The organism is Paenibacillus sp. J31R109, from assembly GCF_059692055.1.
Window position 1 is genome coordinate 150,396 of sequence record NZ_JCAUAR010000013.1, and the last position, 20,425, is coordinate 170,820.

Below are 20,425 nucleotides of genomic sequence, written 5' to 3' on the forward strand. Positions count from 1 at the left end.
TTTCAACAAATAGTCACAAGTAAAGCGAATTGTTGCACGGAAATGCCAATGGCTGCAATCTTCACATCCCCGTTCGTGCTTATGCCAAAAAGGAACAGGGCCAAAGGTAGTAAACCAAATGAAACATACAGTAAACCGACAAATTTAGCCCTAATTGCGTACAGCATAAAGCTAATGAACAAAATGGCTTCGTAACTTACAAAGAACACAGAGGAAGGATGGTCAGTATGCAAGAGAAAAGGTGTCAACACACCTGCCGCACTTGCGATAATCGCTAATGCTTGTGATTGTAGCTTATGTGACAACCATAGTCCCAGTACAACCCCTATAACATTGAGTGTAAAAGCTGTAGGTGCTTGAATGAGATGATATAACTGATGACTAGCAAAGGTTGTTAACATAAACAATCCAATTGAACCGCCTAGTAGCACCTGTGATAGTAATGGTCGATTGGCCTTGTGTTGTTGGAATCCGAGCCATACAAAGCCACCACCAACTAAGTAACCAAGAGCACAACGCAAGCGCTCTGTTATCCATCCACTATCAACTGCCCCTTTAAATCCCCAGACAATACCGATCAGTAGAACAAACATGAAAACCCGCGGCAGCCAGACACGTGTTATGAGGTGTTCCCAGTCTGTTTCTTTTTTGATTACATCTTGCTTCGGTGGTGCAAGAGTAATGGGGGCAATCTGCTGAACAGGATTTGGTATGCTGCTTTTAAAGGCTGATGGTGTGCGTTGTTTTAACTGTGCAACTTCTTGCTCGAGCTCAATAACTCGCTTCTCTAACTCCTCAAATCGATTATGAATGTCCATGAATCGATCACCTCATCTTTCAGTTAGCTCTTCGTAAGAACGGCTGGCTTTCTACACTCAAAGTAACATGTTATGAGGTATATATTAAGTACTATCCTTGTGTAGTACCTTTATTTGGCTAAGTAAGTACAATCAAATTCACCTTAAGGTGGGAGTATTCAACGACTGAGATAAGGAAGTAAAAATCCATTGGAGTTCCAATGGATTTTTTTGTGTGCTTTTGATCATGATAAAACATGATTATTTTTACTCCTAAAAGTTGTATTACAAGGAAAGTATGGGAAGGGTGAGCCCCCATGGAACGGCCTAATAAAAAAACGATTGCTGAAGTATATAAATTGGCCTGCAAATCTGGCGATTTCCATCAATTCTCCCCCGTTGTAGGCAACTTTCCAGTTCGAATTCGATTAAGTTATTATCGAACACTTGTAGATGGATTGAAAATAAACCGTTACCTCGTGTCGGAAATTCAAAAAAATATCGAACAAATTTATCTTGTAGAAGATATTAAAAACATAATACCGTTCGAGGATCTAGAAGTAACATCGGATCCAGGTGAAGTGGAAAAAAAGTTGATTAAAGGTTACGTGGTTATTCAACTGAACGAATCAGACCACGAGTTTATCATAGTTAATGTTAATCAAATTGAACTTGGTCATCGCACAAGTAATGAAACTGAAAATGAGTTTAGTGTCGTAGGCCCAAAGGTTGGCTTTGTCGAAAACATAGACCTTAATGTTCATCTTCTACGGCAGCAAATCGCGGTGCCTGAATTGGTGTTCGAAGAACTAACGGTTGGTTCTGTGTCCAATACGAAGGTAATGATCGCTTATCTCGATAACGTGACGAATGAGCAACACGTAAATACGTTTCGGCAGCGGCTTAAAGAGATTGATGTGGATGTCGTTTTTGACAGCGCAGTCCTTGACCAAATTATTGCAGATCATACCAATACACCATTCCCACTATTTCTATCAACGGAGAGAGTGGACCGTGTGACGTATGCGATTATTTCTGGACAAGTTGCCGTTCTCTCTGACGGATCGCCTTATGTCATTACCGGGCCAACTACTTTTTTGGATTTTTTTATATCACCTGAGGACTATTATGTACCTTGGATTATTGGCTCGTTTTTCCGAATCATTCGAATCCTGAGCGTCATTTTCTCGATACTTGCTACTCCCTTATATGTTGCCGTATTAACCTATCATTTCGCGATTCTGCCGGAAATCCTGCTCGAACCACTTATCATATCGCGCAGTCACGTGCCGTTTCCACCTGTCATGGAAGCCATTTTTTTAGAAATTACGATAGAGCTGCTTAGGGAGGCGGGTGCAAGGCTTCCTACGAAAATTGGACAAACATTAGGCATCGTCGGTGGTATTGTAATTGGACAGGCAACGGTTCATGCGGCGTTAACAAGTAATATTCTATTGATTATTGTTGCTTTAACCGCATTAGCTTCATTTACGACACCTATATTCAAAATGGCGAATACGATTCGGCTATTAAGGTTTCCCTTTATTTTGCTTGCATCCTTATATGGAGGGTTGGGCATTGCTGTCGGGTTCCTATTACTTGCAGCCCATTTACTTCGTTTGAAATCATTAGGGATCCCTTATTTGGTGCCGTTGTTCCCATTTCGTACGGGAAACTTCTCGGACAGCTTCATCCGTGCTTCTCTGCAATATATGACAAGTAGAGCCAAGTATTTAAAGCCTAAATCAGTTGAACGCTTTCGTCCAAAGGAAGACAAGGAGGATATTAACAATGAATAGCTTGAAACAGCTTTTGTTGTATCCTTTTATCGTAATATGCTTACTTACCAGCTGTAGTAACGATATTGTCGTTGACCATATCCGTAGCGTGACAGTACTTGGTTTCGATAAAAAAGATACCGATGTCATAGCTTCTGCATTGTACTCTGATTATGAGAATAGAGGAAAAATAAAAGTTTTGCGCGGAATAGCAAAGCAAACAAGGGAAACAGTAAAAGACATAGCTTTCCAATCGGCGCAACCGATCAGGTTTGAAAAATTAAAATTACTGGTATTTAGCAAAGAGGTTGCGAGTGAAGGCATCGCATCCATTATAAAAACAGTATGCCGAAACCCTCTAGTCAGCTTCGATATGATCGTGGGTGTATTTGAAGACTCTTGGGTAACGGTAAGTGATAGTCTTGTAGGCAAAAATAGTCAAGATTTTCCCTATCATCTAATTGAGCAAAATATAAAAGAAGAGATGATTCCTGAATCAAATGTTTCGACAATCCTGTACGATTTTTATGGAGAGGGGCGAGATTTCTCAATGCCCTATCTCAAATTAAATTCAGATAAGAAGATTGAAATATCGGGATACGCAATCTTTAAGCATGATCAGCTTAAACTTGTCTTGAATCGACAGGAAATGGTCTATTTTAAGTTGCTCAAAGGGGATGCCATGCGTGGGGATATTCCATTTATTCTTAGTCAAGACTCGAAACAATCGCGAGCCACGTATAGGTCAACTTCTGGCAAAATGAGTAGGCATATTAAGCTAAATCCAAATGGAACAGAAGTTAGCTATACGATAGCGTTGAACGGAATGGTCAATGAATATCCAGATTGGTTAGTTCTAGATCTGGAAGCAAATGCAGAAGATTTAAAGAAGCAACTAGAGACGCAACTTCAAAAACATATCCTTGAGCTACTGCACAAACTAGTAAAGGAAGAAGTTGACCCGCTCGGAATCGGCGATTTGGTGAGGTCACGTCAAAGAAACTGGACGGAAAATAAATTTGTTATGAACGACTATGGGAAAATCAAATTCGATGTTCATGTTCATACCCAATTAAGCAAATCTGGTGTTGGAGAATAATTCGTTAGGGGGGATATTGGTGGAAACACAAATGAAACAAAGCTTAACCTTATCTCCATATCTCCTATGGATTTTATTACATGGCGCTCAAATGCGAAGTACCTTGCTAATATTTCAAAACTTTATCATAAAAGGGGCTGAAATGGACTCCTTATTTTCCTTTACGGCAGTTGCGCTAAGCATGCATTTGATTATTATAATGATGTATTTTTTATTGGAATACGCACCGGAAGGAGACCTAATATCCTTACATAAAAAGTTGTTTGGTAAGTGGGTTGGCAGCCTTATGTCGCTCGTTTTCTATGGTTATATCTTATTGTTTGTCGTCAATGAGCTTAGATCTTACATAGAAGTCATCCATGTTTGGATTTTTCAAAATACGCAATTATGGACCTTATCGGTCGTTTTACTACTTACTGCCGTGTATATTGTCTCTGGGGGCTTAAGGGTCATTACAGGCATTACTTTGATCTGCATGATCATCCCTACACTGCTCATTCCTTCGCTTTATTTCGCTTTCGAACACGCACATTGGACGAACTTTCTCCCATTGATCAATCATAATGGCTTTCAATTTGCTCAGTCGGCATATCATTCATTAAGTACGTTATTGGGCATTGAATTTTTACTGCTTTTGTACCCATTTATCAAAAATCAAGAAAAGTCCAAGAAATGGGCCCATCTTGCTGTTATACATTCTACAGTAATTACTTTACTCATCGCATTTGTAAGCTTTGCATTTTTTAATATTCAAGAACTGAAACACACAATTTGGCCGACACTTATTTTGTCCAAAAGCATACGCTTTACGTTTCTAGAAAGGTTTGATTATATTTATGTTTTTATTTGGTTGTTCGTGATCATTTCCGCGTCATGCATCGGCTTATGGGGAGGCAGTCGAATCCTCAAACTAACGTTTGGAATAAAAGCTAAAACATCCTTATGGATAACCTGTAGTATTGCTTTTGTGATTATGCTCCCAATGAAAGGTCCGATGATCATTGAAAAGCTGAATTCCGCAATGTCGATTTCGGGATGGATTCTTTTGTACGGTTATATACCAGTGCTTTGCATGTGGGTTGGTCTTAGAAAATGGATGAGTATTAAATTGAATAGGAGTTGACAACTTACTAACTAGTAAGTTAAGATACGAGCATGGAAAACAGAAAAACACAAATTATTGAATTGGCGCTGGATTTGATTCGGGAAAAAGGTTACGTTGCTTTTAGTTATGATGATATTTCAAAGCAATTAGGCGTGACCAAAGCAAGTATACATTACCATTTTGAGAAGAAGGAGGATTTGGCTGTTGCCGTAACTGATCGGATACATCAGACTTTGAAAAGCCTTATGCATTCGGTAAACAATGAAGATGTACCCACAGAAGAGAAAATTAGAAATCTCATCAGTAAACAATTAAAGCTCAGCGGTAAAGGAATATGTCCAATATCGTCACTGCAAACCGATTTTGAATCTATACCTGAAGTTGTTCAAGTGAGAGTTCGAGAGCTTAGTCAGTTTGAATTGAAGAGTTGGATGGAGCTGTTAAGCCAAGCGCAAGTAGAAGGAATAGTTAAAAGTTTTGTTGACATTGAAGCTTTAGCGTATGCTGTTTTATCATGTATCAAAGGTAGTTTGCAATACAAACGGGTGTTAGAAAAAGATATTACACCTCAAATTATGGAACAAATAGAGAGAATGATTAAGGGATAAATTTTTTTGAGGAATACTTACTAACTAGTAAGTAAGAGTAAAGGTTCAGCACTCTTGATCCGTATTTCTAGATAAAAACAGGACAACATAAAGCCAATATGCTGCCTAATCTTCCTTTTCATTCAATATAGAAAGAGGTTAACTGTGTGAAAAAAATGCTTTGGGTTGTACTTATCATGTCCATCGGAGCTACGTTTATTTCCTCGCTATTCCCTTTATACGCTGAGCATTTTCATTTGAGCTCTCTTGAAATCACGATATTGTTTGCCGTATATGCCGCTGTTCTACTGCCGACCTTGCTTGTCGTGGGAGCTAGGGGGAACGCTTGGGGATTAAAAAAGGTGCTTCGCATCTCCATTTGGTTTTCGATCGCATCGACGCTGCTTTTTATTCTAAGTACGAATGTAACGATGCTCTACGCGGCTAGGATATTGGAAGGTATCGCTTATGGTGCTTTTACAGGTACAGCTAGTGCTTTTTTGTTAAAACAAACGGCTTCCACGAAAGTGGGCACAGCCATAAAATTATCAGGTGTCATCATCAATATTGGATTTGGATTAGGACCAGCTATCTCAGGATTAATCATACAGTATGTTCATGTCATGCCGCTTCGTGTTCCGTATTGGTTTCTTCTCATCTTGTTAGTGAGTTCATGGATTGTGCTGGAAATGCTGCCGAAACTCGAAGATAGTCAAGTGCGGACGCAGGCTAAAGCTAAACTATCTCTAGGTATTCCTGACAATATTCGCGCACACTTCTGGTCTTTTATCGGACTTCCAATTTTTACAGTATTTACATTAGGTGGTATCGTATTTTCACTAATTCCAACTTTCGTTAAACACGTCATTCACACGAACAATCTTTCTATTTCTGGCTTGTTAATTCTGGTGCTGCTCGGTGGAGGGGCGTTGATGCAGTTCTTTCCTTGGCCGCGAAATCCCGTTATACGAATGCGAATGGGTATTTTATGTCTGGCAATAGGATCGTGGGTCATCGTATTTTCCGGCGAATCAGCGAGTCTATTCCTTCTGTGGGCAGGCATATTCATTCAAGCCATTGGTGCCGGATGGACATTCCAAGTTTCCCTAAGATTTGCTAGCCAATTGCCAAAGCCAGAAGAACGTCCGCGCGTTATTTCAGCCTTCTATTTAAGTGCGTACGCAGGATTCATTGTTCCACCAGTTGGCGTTGGTGTTCTGACACAATTCTTTAGTTTGAATTTCTCGTTGATTTTACTTAATCTATTTGCCGCTATTATTGTGATCTACGTGATCATGTATTCAGCCAAATTCAATCGATTTTATTCAAAGCTGCAACAATCGTAAGCCCACATCAATCTAATTTTATAACGTAGAGGAGAATGAAAATGAGAAAAGATTTCGTATTTCACTTATATAATGTTGAGCATAATAATTTCATGAACCACCTTGCTAAATGCCCAGAGGATCTACGTAAAGTTGTTCCACAAGGTTTTAACACCAGCCTTTATTGGCATTTGGGACATGTGCTTCGCATAACCGATTTCCATGTTTTTGGACTTTCGCAGCAAACGCTGGCAACACCGGAACGCTATAAAGAATTGTTCCATTATGGAACGAAAGCTACGGAATGGACTGAAACACAGCTTGCTCAGATGCCTGAGTGGGATGTCATGTTAGAGCAATTGAAAGAACAGCGCGAGCATATTTATAATACGTTGAAGGATAGACTAGACGAGTCTGTGCCAGAGAACTTCAAAAAAGCCGAAAATTTCGGTGAATTAATTCTTACAACTGCCGCACATTTATCCAATCATAATGGTGTTGTAGCAGCTATGTTGCAAGTGCTTCAACAACAGAAATAACTTAAGCTGCCTAATGTAGATTGCATAAATGGCATAGGTAGCATGTGAACAGCCTTCCGGTACTACCGGAGGGCTGTTTGTGCAGTCTAAGTGTGTTGACATGACACCAAATGGTGACCTACAATACGACCAAAGAGTCGCTTTTTTTTGATATAGCAGAGAAACGCTATTAGGCGTATCGATGATAAGTAGGGAGGCGTATGTTGATGTCAAATACTACGATGAACCGCAAGGTTGATGGATTTTTAAATAAGGCAAAGAAGTGGAAAGAAGAATTTGAGAAGTTAAGAAGTATCGTTCTTGACTGTGAGTTAACTGAAGATTTTAAATGGATGCATCCCTGCTATACATTTCAAGATAAGAATATCGTTTTGATACATGGTTTTAAAGATTACTGTGCACTTCTGTTTCACAAAGGGGCTTTGCTGAAAGATGCCAATGGGATCCTCATCCAACAAACGGTGAATGTTCAGTCAGCTCGCCAAATTCGGTTCACGGATATTCGTGATATTGTTGCTATGGAATCCATCATTAAAACCTACATTTATGAAGCGATAGAGGTGGAAAAAGCCGGATTAGAAGTAGCGTTTAAAAAGCCAACCGAATTCAAAGTTGCTGAAGAATTTCAGGTGAAATTGGATGAAAACCCAGCGTTAAAAGCGGCTTTCGAGGCATTAACACCCGGCAGACAAAGAGCATATCTCCTCCATTTCTCTGAACCCAAACAATCCAAAACTCGCGTGTCACGGGTTGAAAAATATATGCAACACATACTTGGTGGCAAAGGATTGAACGATTAAGAAGAATAGGCGTGACAAATACGTTACAATAAGGTCAAATGAATGAAAGTGAAGCAAGATCGAGGGGAGCTTAAGAATGGAATTTCAATTATTATCAAGGGATGTTACACAGCATTATTGTCGAAAAATTCGGATGCCCGAAGGCGCAACCGATATATTGATGGCTATCACGGATCAAATCAATCAAGATGCCAAACTGATGGACATTTATATGGATTTTTATAAGAATACGATCGAAAGTGGTTATTGGACAACGGTATGGGAACCCTTAGCGATTGATGCTTACGTGGAAGAAGTCCTTGGACAAGAAGCTTCGTTATTCTATCTACATGCTGCCTTACAAAGATTACCTCTAGCTGAGCAGAAGTACGCGGAAAGAGGATTGAGCGAAGAGCTATTTGTAGAAACCTTACGAGATATCGGTGTATGGGTGCAAAATGCCTATAATTTAGTCGGATATTATGCCATTAGAAATTTCAGCTGGATTTGGCGACATCTTGAAGCCAGAATGTTTCGAGTGGGAGGCATGCAATTTATTGCGACGAAGTTTTCTGGGGTTGTCAAAGGCTTTTACAATGAGAAGGAAGCAAGATTCATGCTCTTAAGCAGCAAAGGGATGGAATTAAGAGCTAATGGTGATATGCAAGGCGTATGTAATAAAGAGAAAACAACCGATGGTTTTGTGACGGATTATGAGGAAACCGACGCATATTTCATTGGGCATCCAATCACGCCGATTGGGAAAGGTGTCAACAATCCAATTAAACTTAATAAAAATGAATGGACAAAAGTGCTGGATAAGGATGATACGATGCTTGAGATACACATCCCCAGAGATACGGCTTTTGATATGGAAAAGATTAAAGAGACGTACATACAAGCTAAGGAATTTTATGCGAAATATTTTCCAGAGGTCTCATACAAAGGGATGGTATGCCATACTTGGCTCTTTACGCCTCAATTGCGGGAGATGTTACCGCAGACAAGCAATATCGTGAAGTTCCAAGAGCAGTTCTATCTCTATCCGACAGCGGGTTCTGTGCGGTTTTTATGGAATTTTGTATTTAATGAATTAACCGAGGTGAAGGATGCCAAACCGGACACTTCCTTAAGGAGAAAAGTCCTTACTTATTTAGAAGAAGAGAAAGAGATATTCGATATGAATGGGGTATTTCTTGATATTTGCGGTGAATTTGGAAACGTCTCTTATAAGTAAGAAGTTAACGAAACCAATTTCAATAGAACTCAGGTGATGCAGCTAATGAATATCGTACTGATCGGCATGTCGGGAGCTGGAAAAAGCACATTAGGCGTGCTTTTAGCAAAAGCCATGGGTATGGATTATGTAGATACAGATATTGTAATCCAACAACAGGAAGGTAGACTGTTACAAGATATCCTTGATATGGATGGCACTGAAAAATTTCTCGAAATCGAAGAAAAAGTTGTTGCTAACTTACGGTTGGAGAACTGTGTCATCGCTACAGGTGGAAGTGTCATTTACTCAGACATTGCGATGAATATGCTCAAACAAGGCGGTCAGATCCTATATTTACATGTCTCCTATGAAGATATTAGTAAGCGATTAACCAACATAACAACCAGAGGCATTGTGATAAAAAAAGGAAATAGTCTGGAGGACGTTTACGTGGAACGGCTTCCGCTATACAGGAAATATAGTGATGTAACGATTGATTGTACCGATAAGGATATTGAACAGTGTGTTCATGAAATAATGACGAAGATAAAAGACCTTTAATCGAAATTGGAGGGCTCCGTTCGTGAACGAGCGAAATATCATTGAACAATTCAAGCATAAGGTTATCAACAATGCTGCTGAAGATACGAGAAGGCTCCTACAGGAGCATCCTTTTCTTACGAATCAAATCAATGAACCTTGGTTTTCATTTGATACACCTGCAATCGTCGCTGCAGCAGCAAAAGGGAACCGAGAAGTCGTAGATATATTGCTAGACTATGGCGCTGATTTACATGCAAAAAGCAGCTGGTGGGCAGGCGGCTTCGGCGTTTTGCATCATGACCACTTTGAGCTTTCCCGCTATTTGATCGAACGTGGAGCCCCTGTTGATATCCATGCAGCTTCACTTTTAGGCATGTTGGACACCGTGCGAGAGATTATCGCGAAGGATCCCTTAGCGGTCAATCAGCGAGGCCCTGACGGGCAAGTTCCGCTTCATTTTGCTACCCAACATGAGATCATAGATATGCTTCTTGCTCATGGAGCGGATATTCATATTCGCGATATCGATCATGGCAGCACGCCAGTACAATGGGCGATCGATAATACGGATAAATGTAAGTATCTCGTTGCGCACGGCGCGGCAGTGGATATCTTTATAGCGATTGGCATCGGAGATGTTGAGCTAGTTCAGAACCTTCTTCGTGATGAACCTGAGTGCCTTCAAGCGCAAGTAGGAAGAGGAGTTTTTACTTCCGGTGATTCGAACGGCGGGCATATTTATGAGTATAAAATAGGCATTCATGCGCGGCCGTTGCATGTTGCGGCACGCCGAAATCAACCGGAGATCGTGGATCTGATTTCGGGGTATAGCCCTCCAAATCAGCGTCTACTGCTGGCATGTCTACAGGGAAATCAATCGGCTGTGCAAGATCTGCTTACGCAGAATGCCAATTTGGTAAAGTTGCTTTCGACGGAAGAGCTAAGCTCGATTGCGGATGCAGCCTGGAAGAATGAAGTACAGGCCGTTCGAACGATGCTCGAAGCCGGCTTTCCAGCTGATTCTCGGCGCAGTAACAAGGAGTGTACAGCGCTTCATAACGCGGCAATCCGTGGGAATGAAGAAATCGTACAGTTGCTGCTTGAGTATGGAGCGTCCGTTCAACTAACTCAGGGTTACGGAGGAAATGCTTTGGACAGTTGTTTGTGGGGATCCGTTCATATGCGGGATTCAACAAGGGACTATCCATCGGTGCTTGAGCATCTCATTCAGGGGGGTTCGCCTTTACCAAAGGTCTTATCAGGAAGCGAAGAAGTGAAGGAAGTGCTGCGTCGTCACGGCGTTCATACTGTGAACTAATGTCATATCTGCAACACGAATTATACGGATGATAATGGGAGTGTAGCCAAATGGGAACCAACCAATTAAGACCCATATATAACGCTGGTGAATCGCTAGTGAAGGAAATTCAAAGAACACAAATCCCTAATGATGGGGTAGCTATATGGAGTTTGGGTCAAGCAGGTGTGCTGATAAAAGGCAGCAGTTCAGATGAACTGATTTGTGTAGATCCCTATTTAAGCTATTCAATTGAAATGGAGGATCCCGATACGGAATTTAAGCGTGAAATTCCTCCTCCGCTTTCTCCGCAAGAGCTGCATGTAAACTCGGTATTGCTTACACATTTTCATAATGATCACATGGATTTGACTACCATCAAAGGAGTTGCTCAAGCACATCCAGCAACGAAATTTGTTGCGCCTGCTTCCCATGTGTATCTGCTGCATGATAGTGAGATTGACCGAAGTCGTATTCTGCCAGCGAGGCAGGAACAAGTCATCTCTGACCAAAGCATGACCATAACACCTGTAGCAGGAGCGCATACGGCATATGAGTCGGATCCAGATGGCAATCAATATTATCTAGGCTTTTTTATCGAAATGAATGGTGTACGTATTTTTCATACGGGAGATACGGTTGTCACGCCCCAATTAATCGAGCAAGCGAAGAAGTTTCAACCACATGTCACGCTCTTGCCAATAAATGGAGGAGATTATGCGAGAACTTCCAGAGGCATTGTGGGGAATATGAACTTCCGTGAAGCGGCTGATTTCGGTGTGGAAATCGGTTCAGATTTACTTATTCCTATCCATTTTGATATGTTTTCAAAAAATCGTGATAACCCGTCCTACTTTGTTGATTATTTGTTTCACAACTATCCAGCACAAAAGTTTCATATGATGTCAGCTGGCGAGCGATTCATTTATTTTACTTAATTAAAAGAAAGCCGCGTGAGCTTAGGACTTTTTGCTAGTCTTTAAGCTGCCGCGGTTTTTTATGCAGGTTATTCCAAGAACAAATTAAAAATGAGGTGATAGCATGGCACTCATTCAGCCAGCAATCAAACGAAAAGAAATGCTGCTTATTACCGCCGTTGCACTTGGCACATTGCTTAACCCGCTCAATACGACAATGATTTCAGTCGCTTTAGCTCGGCTACAGGAGGATTTCCAGCTTACATTTGCTGATGTATCGTGGTTAATCTCTACTTACTACTTAGTCAGTGCAATTGGACAGCCGTTAATGGGCAAGTGGAGCGATTTATTTGGTCGTAAAAAAGTGTTCATCCTGGGGCTGTTGCTCGTCACGTTGTCATCGAGCCTAGCGCCGCTGTCACCTACCTTCGGGTGGCTTATCGGGTTTCGGATTATTCAGGCTTTGGGCAGCTCTGCCTTGTTTCCTTCAGGCATGGGGATGATCCGCAGTCAAATTACGTCTAATCAAGCAAAGGCTCTTGGCATCATATCCATATTTTCCAGTACTTCAGCTGCCTTTGGCCCCTCACTTGGTGGCTTGTTATTACATTACGGAGATTGGCCATTGATTTTCCTTTGCAATTTTCCATTTATTATTGCTTCCTTTGTTCTCGCATGGAAACTGTTCCCGAAAGATCCAAAAATGGTTGGCCGCGCTGCCGAGATGGATTGGCGGGGGGTAGCTTTATTTTCATCGACCATATTCATGTGGCTGCTGTTTTTCTTAGCACTAGCAGATGGGCTAAGCCTGTGGAAGCTGATAGTCAGCGTAGGACTGACGTTCTGGCTATACCGATATGAGCTCGGGCAAAGTAAGCCGTTCATCAATGTTGCTTTTTTACGTAACAATATGAACGTGACTCGTATTTATGCGCAGTTTATTTTGACCAATATTGCCTTCTATTCCATCATGTTTGGCATTCCGTCTTACTTGCAGAGCGTACAAGGGATGGACCCGCAGAAGACAGGACTAGTTATGCTGTCTATTGCCGGTTTCAGTGTGTTGGTCACGCCACTAGTCGGTCGCTGGATTGACCAGAGCGGATCCAGGCCGCCACTAATTGCCGGAACGGCTCTGGTTGCAGTCGGCAGCTTGCTGCTCATGCTCATCCAGGACAATGCAAACGCAGTGACCATTTTCCTTGTCCTCTGCGTACTTGGGATCGCCAACGGATTTAACAATTTATCCATGCAGACAGCACTGTACGATTTCGTTACTAAAGAAGAGACAGGCATTGCTTCCGGATTATTCATGACTTCCCGGTTCATTGGAACCATTCTGTCTTCAAGTTTACTTGCGGCATTATTCGGCAAAAACATAACGACCTCGCACCTGCATAGCATGGCGTGGACATGTGCAGGACTTGGTGTGTTAATGTTCGCTTTGACCATGCGTATGCCCAGTCGGCATGCACAAAAAGCTATGCAATAACAAATGAGCATACCTGAAGTCTCATATACATGAACATAGGAAAGCGAGGGAGGTAGGATCGGTGAAATGCGTGTAAAAAAACTGATTTATATGACCTCGCTACTTATGGTTACCTTCGTTACGATTGTCGTCCTCTGGTCAACTGGATTGATAAGTTTATGGACTGAAGGTATCGCATTTATTGCAAACAACACAACTGAATTTACGAGTAGAAATAGTCAGGTCATCGATGGGAAGTACACGCTACAGGTGGATTTGTCTGACCTAGAAAGTAACATCGGAAAAGAGATCTATAAGGATGACGAACATAAGATTTACTTATCTTGGCTTCAGAGTAGACGTGTTGGCGAGTATGATATTGGATTTCGATCAATCGGAACGTATTCATTATCGGGTGCTTCTCTCATTTCGGGGATTCATCATGAGACTATTAATGATCATGCCTTTACTTATTCCATGTCTGCCAAAATGACGGTTAAGTACGAAGATAAAACATACCTTGCAACGGATTCAGGTCAATGTGGTTTGAATTTTAAGGATGGCGATTGTTTCTCATTTAATATCTACTTAAGCACGGGACCAAAAGGTGAGCCTATAAAAGACGCGGGGATTGTCGAAGTAACGATTACTGATTTATATAAAAATATTTGGCTCAAGAAATAACTTCGAATAAGGTGTATGTTCCCTTACTAATATGGAGAGCCTATATCCAAAAATTAGGGAAGGTGTACACCATGTGGAGAATGCTAGTGGTGTTTGGTTTACTAATCGTTTGTACTAGTCATGCACCCAATGATGTGGAGGCGAAAGAGCCTTTTGAAGAGATGCATCTTAAGATGGGGTATACAACGGTTGATGATGCAGTGGCGGCATGTGAGAAGTATTTCTCGCGTGACATCAAATTACCCATTAAGGTGCCACCAGTGGCATTTACGCATCAACTTGGGAGATGTTCGACCACTTCGGGCAGTCCCGCGAATGATGAACTCGAGATTGAGTATCTGAACGAACGTGAGAATGTCTATCACTATATGATACGGATAAGACCGTCTGCATATCGTAGTAACTTATTTCAGAATAAGAGTAATTTACTTGGTACCTACGAACTCAGTGATGGAACTATCGCACAATACGGAAAGGTGTCATCTGGCCGATTTTACATGCTTTCTTTTGAAAAGAATAACTATCAATATGACTTAATTGTCGGCTATCGTGTAAAAGCGAAAATAACGGAGCACGTTTTGGTGGACATTGCGAATTCGGTGAGATTAACCTATCCAGATCCAAATGAAAATCCTCTCCGTTAAGGAGAAAGGGCGACTTCTATGAAAAGAATGTATACAGACCCCAAAGGGGAAGCTTACAACCAAGTCATCGATTTAGCGATCCGAAATTCGGCCTATTTTGTGCTTGGAGAGAAACTGGCAGCTGTCGAAGGAAGAGGGAAGTATGCTCACGTGTTGGAGTCATTAGAGCCATTCCTGCTGCAGACAATTGTGCTCCAAGGAGATATCGAAGAAATCAAACGAATGAGAACGACATATGACTGCCGTGCTTTCTATACAGCGGGAACCTATTACCTATATAGATCCTGTGAAGAGAGCGGGAACTTACTGAAGCAAAATGCCAACGCCCTGTCGGACTGGATTTATCCTTCTCTGCCGGAAGATTTGTGTTTTGTAAAAGAAGGTGGCGGCGATTATCTTTACTCCGTAGTACATGAACGCTGGTATGGTATGGATGTAACTGAGGAAGAAGCTGTTGCATTAATGGAACAAATAACGGGGCTTTTTTTGCAACTAGCGTCTCACCGCGATCTGGATTGTCTACTAGATGATGCGATCAAACATCAAACGAATTGGCTATATCTGAGTAGGCATGGTGTGACTGAACTACCAGAGCGGATCCGTGAACTGACAGAGTTGCGCGAGCTAGAAATATTTGAACAGGATCTGTATCATCTTCCCGAGGCGTTATTTGAGTTAAGCAAGCTTGAAAGCTTGAAAATCATGACAGCCGATTTAGCATGTATTCCGGCGTCCATAGGCAAATTGAAAAAATTGAGGGAGCTTAGCATCATTTGTGCAAGTTCGGATCGGCCGACTCCCGAGTTTGTGTTTAAGCCGAAGGAAGAAATTAGCCTAGATCGCATTCCACCTGAGATTGGTGAAGTAGATAGTCTGGCGTATCTTACGATCCAATATTCGGCGATCCATGAGCTACCGCACGAGTTAGAGAATCTTCAAAATCTGCGACTTTTGAACATCAGTATGAGTATGATCGATCGTAAACCTGACTTTCTTTTGAAAATGAAACAACTGGAATATGTGAACCTGTCAAGGGATACGCTGTGGTAAATGACGGAGTCTGTAGGGGACAACATAATTTAATAAATCTTCTCCCTTGAAGCGATTACCCATCATTCATTATGATAGATGTAAATAAGATTTGGAGTGTGAATGATGAGCGTAAATGACATTATTGCGAATATTGTTAACAAACTTAAATCAGTTAACGGAATAAGTGCAATAGTTCTCGGTGGTTCAAGAGCAAGGGGAACTGCTAACAACCATTCAGATATTGATATTGGTATCTATTATGATTCTTCCTTAGGGTTAGATATTGCTCAGCTTCGTCAGGTTGCGGCTGAACTCGATGATGATCATAGAGAAGACATGGTGACAGAAATAGGTAGTTGGGGACCCTGGATTAATGGGGGCGGATGGTTAAAAGTTAATCAAATGGCTGTCGATTTTATATATCGTGATCAGCATAAAGTGTCGAGAGTCATTGACGAGTGTGTTAGGGGAGAGGTCACGATGGATTATCAACCCGGACATCCACATGGATTTGCTAACGCCATTTACATGGCAGAAATTGCATTGTGTCAAGTATTATGGGATCCATCGGACGTCATAGGTCGTATGAAGAGTAGAACGAATTCGTATCCCCCAACCTTGTTAGAAGCAATCATCGGGAAATTTTTGTGGGAGGCAACTTTTGCTTTAGACAATGGGTATAAAGGAATATACAAAAATGATATTTCCTTTATTGCAGGATGTTGTTTCAGATCCGTATCTTGTTTAAATCAGGTATTGTTTGCAAAAAATGAAACCTATTTAATGAATGAAAAAGGTGCTTCCTCCATTGCGGATTCATTTCCAATCGTGCCGAGCAACTATGCGCAGCGAATCAAGGACGCTTTTGCACGAATCTCGGAAGATCAAGACGCCTTAAGGGAAGCGATTAACATGTTGCGTGAACTGGTACAAGAAACAAAAGATTTAATTAACAAATGAAACATATGTTCCCGTCTCTGGAATTGTGCTATGATGTATGTATCATGATGATGGAGATGACGAATGAATATTCACAACACAATCAGTGATTATGAACAATTTAACCATTGGACACAAAATACTTTACAGCCTTTGAGCGATCAAGTTTGGCATCGTCCCATTCAAGAAGGTAAGTGTTCCATCGCTGAAATCATTGCACATCTAAGAAACTGGGATCTTCATCTCATTGATGTCGTCATTCCTTCCATTATGCAAGGCGGGGGGATTGAATTTCCCGATTTCAACGACTATAATAGCAAAGCCTATGAACACGCAAATTCAGGTGTATCCAAAAATGACTTACTACAAGAATTCTCAGAAGATAGAACGAAACTGATTGATCTTCTAAGAAATATGACCTCTGAAGACTTATTGTTTGAAACAACCGCAAACGGTGTCACTCATTGCCCTCATACAGGTCAACCTTACTCCCTACTTTATATCATTCATGAATTTATTGAGCATGATGCTCATCACGGAAAGCAAATGATAAACTTTCTAAACGATTTACAAGAAAAATAGTGATTCATAGTTATTGAAGAGGCAGCCAGTGGTTGCCTTTTTCTCGATTTTAAGCGACCATTAAGCACCGCATTGTTTTCGAATTCATAATAAGCTACGATCATTTTATTGTAAGTATCATCAGGAGGATAGGTCAGATGAATATCAAAAAAGTGATCGTAACCGGTCGCATGTATAAAGAACTTGAAATGCTTGCTTCACTGGACATGAAGAGGGAGTATTTGTTTCTTCCGGAGGCGGAAGTTCGTCCAAATCACTTCGAGTGGGCGGATGGGTATGTGGCTTTTAAACCGACGGTGTCGTTTCATTTTGGTAATTTGCAGTGGGTGCATGCGCTCGGTGCTGGCGTTGATGCCTTTCTTTTTAACCGTGAATGGAAAAAAGAGGTCTTACTAACTCGTACGATCGGTAGTTTTGGGCAGAAAATAGGGGAGTATTGCTTAAGTTATATACTGGCTGATATGCATCGACATGATTATTTTCAGCATACGCAGGCTCAGAAAGTATGGATGCCTTCAAAGCAGAAACTGTTACAGGAGATGAACATTGTCATTTTTGGTACCGGAACGATAGGCGAGGAAGTGGCTAGGATGCTTCAAACGTTCGGGGTGACCGTATACGGAATATCTCGCAGCGCTACTGCGAACAGTCATTTTACAAGGGTGATACCGATTTCTGATGTACAAGCCGTATTATCGCAGGCCGACTGGGTAATTAATACACTCCCCTTAACATTAGCAACTGAGCGTTTGTTTAATAAACGCTTGTTTTCCTTTATGCAGGGCGCAGGCTTTATCAACGTAGGAAGAGGGGCTTCGGTGGATGACCATGCGTTGCTTGAGGCAATTGAGCAAGGTCATGTGCGCAGAGCTGTTCTTGATGTGTTCAGAGAGGAACCTCTGCCAGTAGAGTCACCATTATGGACAAATTCGAATGTGGTCATTACTCCTCATATTTCTGCTGTTACTGGTGTGGAGGAAGCGATTGAAGGCGTGCTTGCTATGCTCGCAGAGATAGACAGTGGGCAAGAACGAATTAGCCAATCGGTTGATGTAAACAGAGGATATTAGACTCGGTTTACGTCGGAATATGAAAAAAAGGTCCGAGTCCAGGGTTTTCACCTGATTTCGGACCTTTTGTTATATCTACATTTACCTTACGCTTCCATGCGAGCAAGTTCTTTACGAACGATCGGAGCGACCTTTGTGCCGAGCAGCTCGATGGTACGTAGCAAGTCTTGATGTGGCAGCGTGCTGACATCTACATGTAAGAGGAAACGTGTTAACCCTAGGTTCTTGCGGAGCAGGACGATTTTCTCCGCTACATACTCGGGATCACCGACATACAGTGCTCCACGAAGGCTGCGCGCAGCATCGAAAGATTCACGCGTGTATGGCGCCCAGCCGCGTTCACGACCAATCGTATTCATTTGAGCTGCTGTAGAAGGGTAGAACATGTCCGCTGCCTTCTCAACCGTATCTGAGATGAAGCCATGCGAATGCGTAGCAATTTGAAGCTTGCTAACGTCGTGTCCTGCTTTCGCGGCTGCTTCCTTGTAGAGATTGACTAGCGGAGCGAACCTCTCTGGCATGCCACCAATGATCGCAAATACGACAGGCAAACCTAGCATACCGGCACGAACTGCTGATTCTGGCTTGCCACCGGTTCCGATCCATACGGGTAGGGGCTCTTGTACAGATCGCGGATAAACACCCAGATTGTTGATAGCTGCTCGATGACCGCCTCTCCAAGTTACTTTCTCCGATTCACGAATCTTCAGCAGAAGCTCGAGATTTTCCTCGAATAGTGCATCATAGTCGTTTAAATCATGTCCGAATAAGGGGAAAGATTCAATAAACGATCCTCTACCGGCCATAATTTCCGCCCTACCGTTGGATATACCATCCAGTGTGGAGAAAGCTTGATAGACACGAACCGGATCATCGGATGACAACACGGTGACGGCACTCGAGAGCCGGATCCGTTTAGTCGTTGCAGCGGCGGCAGCCAGAATGACAGCAGGTGCTGAGCTCGCGTAATCTGCTCGATGATGTTCGCCGATCGCATAGACATCTAAACCGACTTGATCAGCCAGATTAATTTCCTCAACTGCTTGGCGGAGACGTTCGGCGTGTGTGATGCCATTTGCTCTCGGAGCAGCTTCGAGAAAAGTACTTATTCCTATTTCAATAGATGAAGTTGTAAGATTAGACATATGAATCGCTCCCTTCAAGATATATGTATTATACTATACTTTTTAATGTAACTCAACAAAAGTAAGCGAAATTATCACGTAAAGTAAAAAGTTTAATCATTTTGTAGCAAACCCATTATTCTCTTTAGTAGACTTCCCGAAATAGGTATAATATACCACAAAGAGCATAAAGAAGGGTGCTGTGAATACGTATGTTTTTCGTTAATTCGCGTGCAATCATTGAAAGATATGTGAATGGAACGATGGAAATCGTCATTCAAACACGAAACAAAGCAGGTGAATCTCAATTGCTTGAATTGCCTGGTGGGCGACTAGAACCTTTCGAATCCTTCGTGACAGCACTTATAAGAGAAGTTAAGGAAGAGACGGGACTCCATGTTGTCGAAATTGAAGGTGAGGATACGAGAATAGATACCGTAGGTATCGATCCTAGTTTTGAAGTGGAATGTATGAAGCCGTTTAGCGTGTATCAGACAATTAATGGCTCTTTTGACTCCGTCGGAGCGTACTTTCGATGTCGCGTACAAGGTGAGTTATTACAATCTGGAGATGATACAAAGAACCCTAGATGGATCGCCGTTGACGAATTAAGACGACTAATGAACGAGGATCCCCGCCAATTTTCAAGTGTAGATCGAGCAGGCGTATTATATTATTTGACCTATTTAGAAAAGTTAACTTTATCTGAACGCTAGTCAATCTTATATGTTTGATAAGAGATAAACCTTCTTTCTGCAAATGCGGATAGAAGGTTTTTTGTACTTTGAAAAGCAAAAAAAATCATATCGCAATAAATAAACACAATGATAGCTCGCCTGTTCACACGTATATTTACATGGACCGTGTAATGTTCAGATTAGCCGCTAAGTGCGT

General features: G+C 41.7%; 21 protein-coding genes. 19 read left to right on the top strand and 2 right to left on the bottom strand.

Annotated features, from left to right (window positions below):
• Nucleotides 1-2: 2 nt before the first annotated feature.
• Nucleotides 3-818, bottom strand: a complete 816-nt coding sequence (locus AC58QT_RS26355) for a DUF2339 domain-containing protein (RefSeq protein WP_497411607.1) — start codon at nt 816-818, stop codon at nt 3-5.
• 296 nt (nt 819-1,114) lie between these two features.
• Between AC58QT_RS26355 and AC58QT_RS26360 the strand changes: the two genes are divergently transcribed.
• The 18 genes from AC58QT_RS26360 to AC58QT_RS26445 all read left to right on the top strand — a co-directional run bounded on the left by AC58QT_RS26360 (nt 1,115) and on the right by AC58QT_RS26445 (nt 18,407).
• On the top strand, nt 1,115-2,596 hold the full coding sequence (locus AC58QT_RS26360; RefSeq protein ID WP_497411608.1) for a spore germination protein: 1,482 nt from the start codon (nt 1,115-1,117) through the stop codon (nt 2,594-2,596).
• Complete coding sequence (locus tag AC58QT_RS26365; protein ID WP_497411609.1) at nt 2,589-3,674, top strand: Ger(x)C family spore germination protein; 1,086 nt, start codon at nt 2,589-2,591, stop codon at nt 3,672-3,674. The genes AC58QT_RS26360 and AC58QT_RS26365 overlap by 8 nt, the downstream gene beginning before the upstream one ends.
• Nucleotides 3,675-3,693: 19 nt before the next feature.
• On the top strand, nt 3,694-4,797 hold the full coding sequence (locus tag AC58QT_RS26370; protein ID WP_497411610.1) for a GerAB/ArcD/ProY family transporter: 1,104 nt from the start codon (nt 3,694-3,696) through the stop codon (nt 4,795-4,797).
• A 32-nt stretch (nt 4,798-4,829) separates the two neighbouring features.
• The gene (locus AC58QT_RS26375) at nt 4,830-5,387 is read left to right on the top strand and encodes a TetR/AcrR family transcriptional regulator (protein ID WP_497411611.1); all 558 of its coding nucleotides are present in this window, start codon (nt 4,830-4,832) and stop codon (nt 5,385-5,387) included.
• Nucleotides 5,388-5,542: 155 nt separating this feature from the next.
• On the top strand, nt 5,543-6,712 hold the full coding sequence (locus tag AC58QT_RS26380) for an MFS transporter (protein WP_497411642.1): 1,170 nt from the start codon (nt 5,543-5,545) through the stop codon (nt 6,710-6,712).
• A 41-nt stretch (nt 6,713-6,753) separates the two neighbouring features.
• Nucleotides 6,754-7,230, top strand: coding sequence for a DinB family protein (locus AC58QT_RS26385; protein ID WP_497411612.1), 477 nt, complete (start codon nt 6,754-6,756; stop codon nt 7,228-7,230).
• Nucleotides 7,231-7,436: 206 nt separating this feature from the next.
• Complete coding sequence (locus tag AC58QT_RS26390) at nt 7,437-8,030, top strand: YdeI/OmpD-associated family protein (protein ID WP_497411613.1); 594 nt, start codon at nt 7,437-7,439, stop codon at nt 8,028-8,030.
• A gap of 76 nt (nt 8,031-8,106) precedes the next feature.
• On the top strand, nt 8,107-9,246 hold the full coding sequence (locus AC58QT_RS26395) for an acyltransferase domain-containing protein (RefSeq protein ID WP_497411614.1): 1,140 nt from the start codon (nt 8,107-8,109) through the stop codon (nt 9,244-9,246).
• Nucleotides 9,247-9,291: 45 nt separating this feature from the next.
• Complete coding sequence (locus AC58QT_RS26400; RefSeq protein ID WP_497411615.1) at nt 9,292-9,789, top strand: shikimate kinase; 498 nt, start codon at nt 9,292-9,294, stop codon at nt 9,787-9,789.
• Nucleotides 9,790-9,811: 22 nt separating this feature from the next.
• A complete protein-coding gene (locus AC58QT_RS26405) occupies nt 9,812-11,089 on the top strand; it encodes an ankyrin repeat domain-containing protein (protein ID WP_497411616.1) in 1,278 nt (425 codons plus the stop codon).
• A gap of 50 nt (nt 11,090-11,139) precedes the next feature.
• Nucleotides 11,140-12,006 (top strand): MBL fold metallo-hydrolase, encoded by an 867-nt coding sequence (locus AC58QT_RS26410; RefSeq protein WP_497411617.1) that lies wholly within the window; start codon nt 11,140-11,142, stop codon nt 12,004-12,006.
• 103 nt (nt 12,007-12,109) lie between these two features.
• Nucleotides 12,110-13,477, top strand: a complete 1,368-nt coding sequence (locus tag AC58QT_RS26415) for an MFS transporter (RefSeq protein ID WP_497411618.1) — start codon at nt 12,110-12,112, stop codon at nt 13,475-13,477.
• A 66-nt stretch (nt 13,478-13,543) separates the two neighbouring features.
• Nucleotides 13,544-14,140 (top strand): hypothetical protein, encoded by a 597-nt coding sequence (locus AC58QT_RS26420; RefSeq protein ID WP_497411619.1) that lies wholly within the window; start codon nt 13,544-13,546, stop codon nt 14,138-14,140.
• Between the two features lie 71 nt (nt 14,141-14,211).
• Nucleotides 14,212-14,784, top strand: a complete 573-nt coding sequence (locus AC58QT_RS26425) for a hypothetical protein (RefSeq protein ID WP_497411620.1) — start codon at nt 14,212-14,214, stop codon at nt 14,782-14,784.
• Between the two features lie 18 nt (nt 14,785-14,802).
• Nucleotides 14,803-15,834, top strand: a complete 1,032-nt coding sequence (locus tag AC58QT_RS26430; protein ID WP_497411621.1) for a leucine-rich repeat domain-containing protein — start codon at nt 14,803-14,805, stop codon at nt 15,832-15,834.
• 105 nt (nt 15,835-15,939) lie between these two features.
• Nucleotides 15,940-16,776, top strand: a complete 837-nt coding sequence (locus AC58QT_RS26435) for a nucleotidyltransferase domain-containing protein (RefSeq protein WP_497411622.1) — start codon at nt 15,940-15,942, stop codon at nt 16,774-16,776.
• 63 nt (nt 16,777-16,839) lie between these two features.
• Nucleotides 16,840-17,337: a DinB family protein gene (locus tag AC58QT_RS26440; protein ID WP_497411623.1), complete on the top strand. Its 498-nt coding sequence runs from the start codon at nt 16,840-16,842 to the stop codon at nt 17,335-17,337.
• Between the two features lie 137 nt (nt 17,338-17,474).
• Complete coding sequence (locus AC58QT_RS26445; protein WP_497411624.1) at nt 17,475-18,407, top strand: D-2-hydroxyacid dehydrogenase; 933 nt, start codon at nt 17,475-17,477, stop codon at nt 18,405-18,407.
• An 86-nt stretch (nt 18,408-18,493) separates the two neighbouring features.
• Here the strand turns inward: AC58QT_RS26445 and AC58QT_RS26450 are convergent, their stop codons facing one another.
• Nucleotides 18,494-19,552 carry an LLM class flavin-dependent oxidoreductase gene (locus tag AC58QT_RS26450; protein WP_497411625.1) on the bottom strand — a complete coding sequence of 353 codons (1,059 nt, stop codon included), beginning with the start codon at nt 19,550-19,552 and terminating at the stop codon, nt 18,494-18,496.
• Nucleotides 19,553-19,743: 191 nt separating this feature from the next.
• On the opposite strand from AC58QT_RS26450, the gene AC58QT_RS26455 reads away from it, so the two are divergent.
• Nucleotides 19,744-20,247 carry an NUDIX hydrolase gene (locus AC58QT_RS26455; protein WP_497411626.1) on the top strand — a complete coding sequence of 168 codons (504 nt, stop codon included), beginning with the start codon at nt 19,744-19,746 and terminating at the stop codon, nt 20,245-20,247.
• The last annotated feature ends 178 nt before the right edge of the window (nt 20,248-20,425 follow it).

Excerpts from the sequence above, each read along its gene's own strand:
- AC58QT_RS26380 (WP_497411642.1), top strand. The coding sequence starts at position 5,543 with ATGCTTTGGGTTGTACTTATCATGTCCATCGGAGCTACGTTTATTTCC.
- AC58QT_RS26455 (WP_497411626.1), top strand. The coding sequence starts at position 19,744 with ATGTTTTTCGTTAATTCGCGTGCAATCATTGAAAGATATGTGAATGGA.
- AC58QT_RS26375 (WP_497411611.1), top strand. The coding sequence starts at position 4,830 with ATGGAAAACAGAAAAACACAAATTATTGAATTGGCGCTGGATTTGATT.
- AC58QT_RS26365 (WP_497411609.1), top strand. The coding sequence starts at position 2,589 with ATGAATAGCTTGAAACAGCTTTTGTTGTATCCTTTTATCGTAATATGC.
- AC58QT_RS26355 (WP_497411607.1), bottom strand. The coding sequence starts at position 818 with ATGGACATTCATAATCGATTTGAGGAGTTAGAGAAGCGAGTTATTGAG.
- AC58QT_RS26400 (WP_497411615.1), top strand. The coding sequence starts at position 9,292 with ATGAATATCGTACTGATCGGCATGTCGGGAGCTGGAAAAAGCACATTA.
- AC58QT_RS26360 (WP_497411608.1), top strand. The coding sequence starts at position 1,115 with ATGGAACGGCCTAATAAAAAAACGATTGCTGAAGTATATAAATTGGCC.
- AC58QT_RS26415 (WP_497411618.1), top strand. The coding sequence starts at position 12,110 with ATGGCACTCATTCAGCCAGCAATCAAACGAAAAGAAATGCTGCTTATT.
- AC58QT_RS26390 (WP_497411613.1), top strand. The coding sequence starts at position 7,437 with ATGTCAAATACTACGATGAACCGCAAGGTTGATGGATTTTTAAATAAG.
- AC58QT_RS26430 (WP_497411621.1), top strand. The coding sequence starts at position 14,803 with ATGAAAAGAATGTATACAGACCCCAAAGGGGAAGCTTACAACCAAGTC.
- AC58QT_RS26385 (WP_497411612.1), top strand. The coding sequence starts at position 6,754 with ATGAGAAAAGATTTCGTATTTCACTTATATAATGTTGAGCATAATAAT.
- AC58QT_RS26420 (WP_497411619.1), top strand. The coding sequence starts at position 13,544 with ATGCGTGTAAAAAAACTGATTTATATGACCTCGCTACTTATGGTTACC.
- AC58QT_RS26395 (WP_497411614.1), top strand. The coding sequence starts at position 8,107 with ATGGAATTTCAATTATTATCAAGGGATGTTACACAGCATTATTGTCGA.
- AC58QT_RS26450 (WP_497411625.1), bottom strand. The coding sequence starts at position 19,552 with ATGTCTAATCTTACAACTTCATCTATTGAAATAGGAATAAGTACTTTT.
- AC58QT_RS26440 (WP_497411623.1), top strand. The coding sequence starts at position 16,840 with ATGAATATTCACAACACAATCAGTGATTATGAACAATTTAACCATTGG.
- AC58QT_RS26425 (WP_497411620.1), top strand. The coding sequence starts at position 14,212 with ATGTGGAGAATGCTAGTGGTGTTTGGTTTACTAATCGTTTGTACTAGT.
- AC58QT_RS26435 (WP_497411622.1), top strand. The coding sequence starts at position 15,940 with ATGAGCGTAAATGACATTATTGCGAATATTGTTAACAAACTTAAATCA.
- AC58QT_RS26445 (WP_497411624.1), top strand. The coding sequence starts at position 17,475 with ATGAATATCAAAAAAGTGATCGTAACCGGTCGCATGTATAAAGAACTT.
- AC58QT_RS26410 (WP_497411617.1), top strand. The coding sequence starts at position 11,140 with ATGGGAACCAACCAATTAAGACCCATATATAACGCTGGTGAATCGCTA.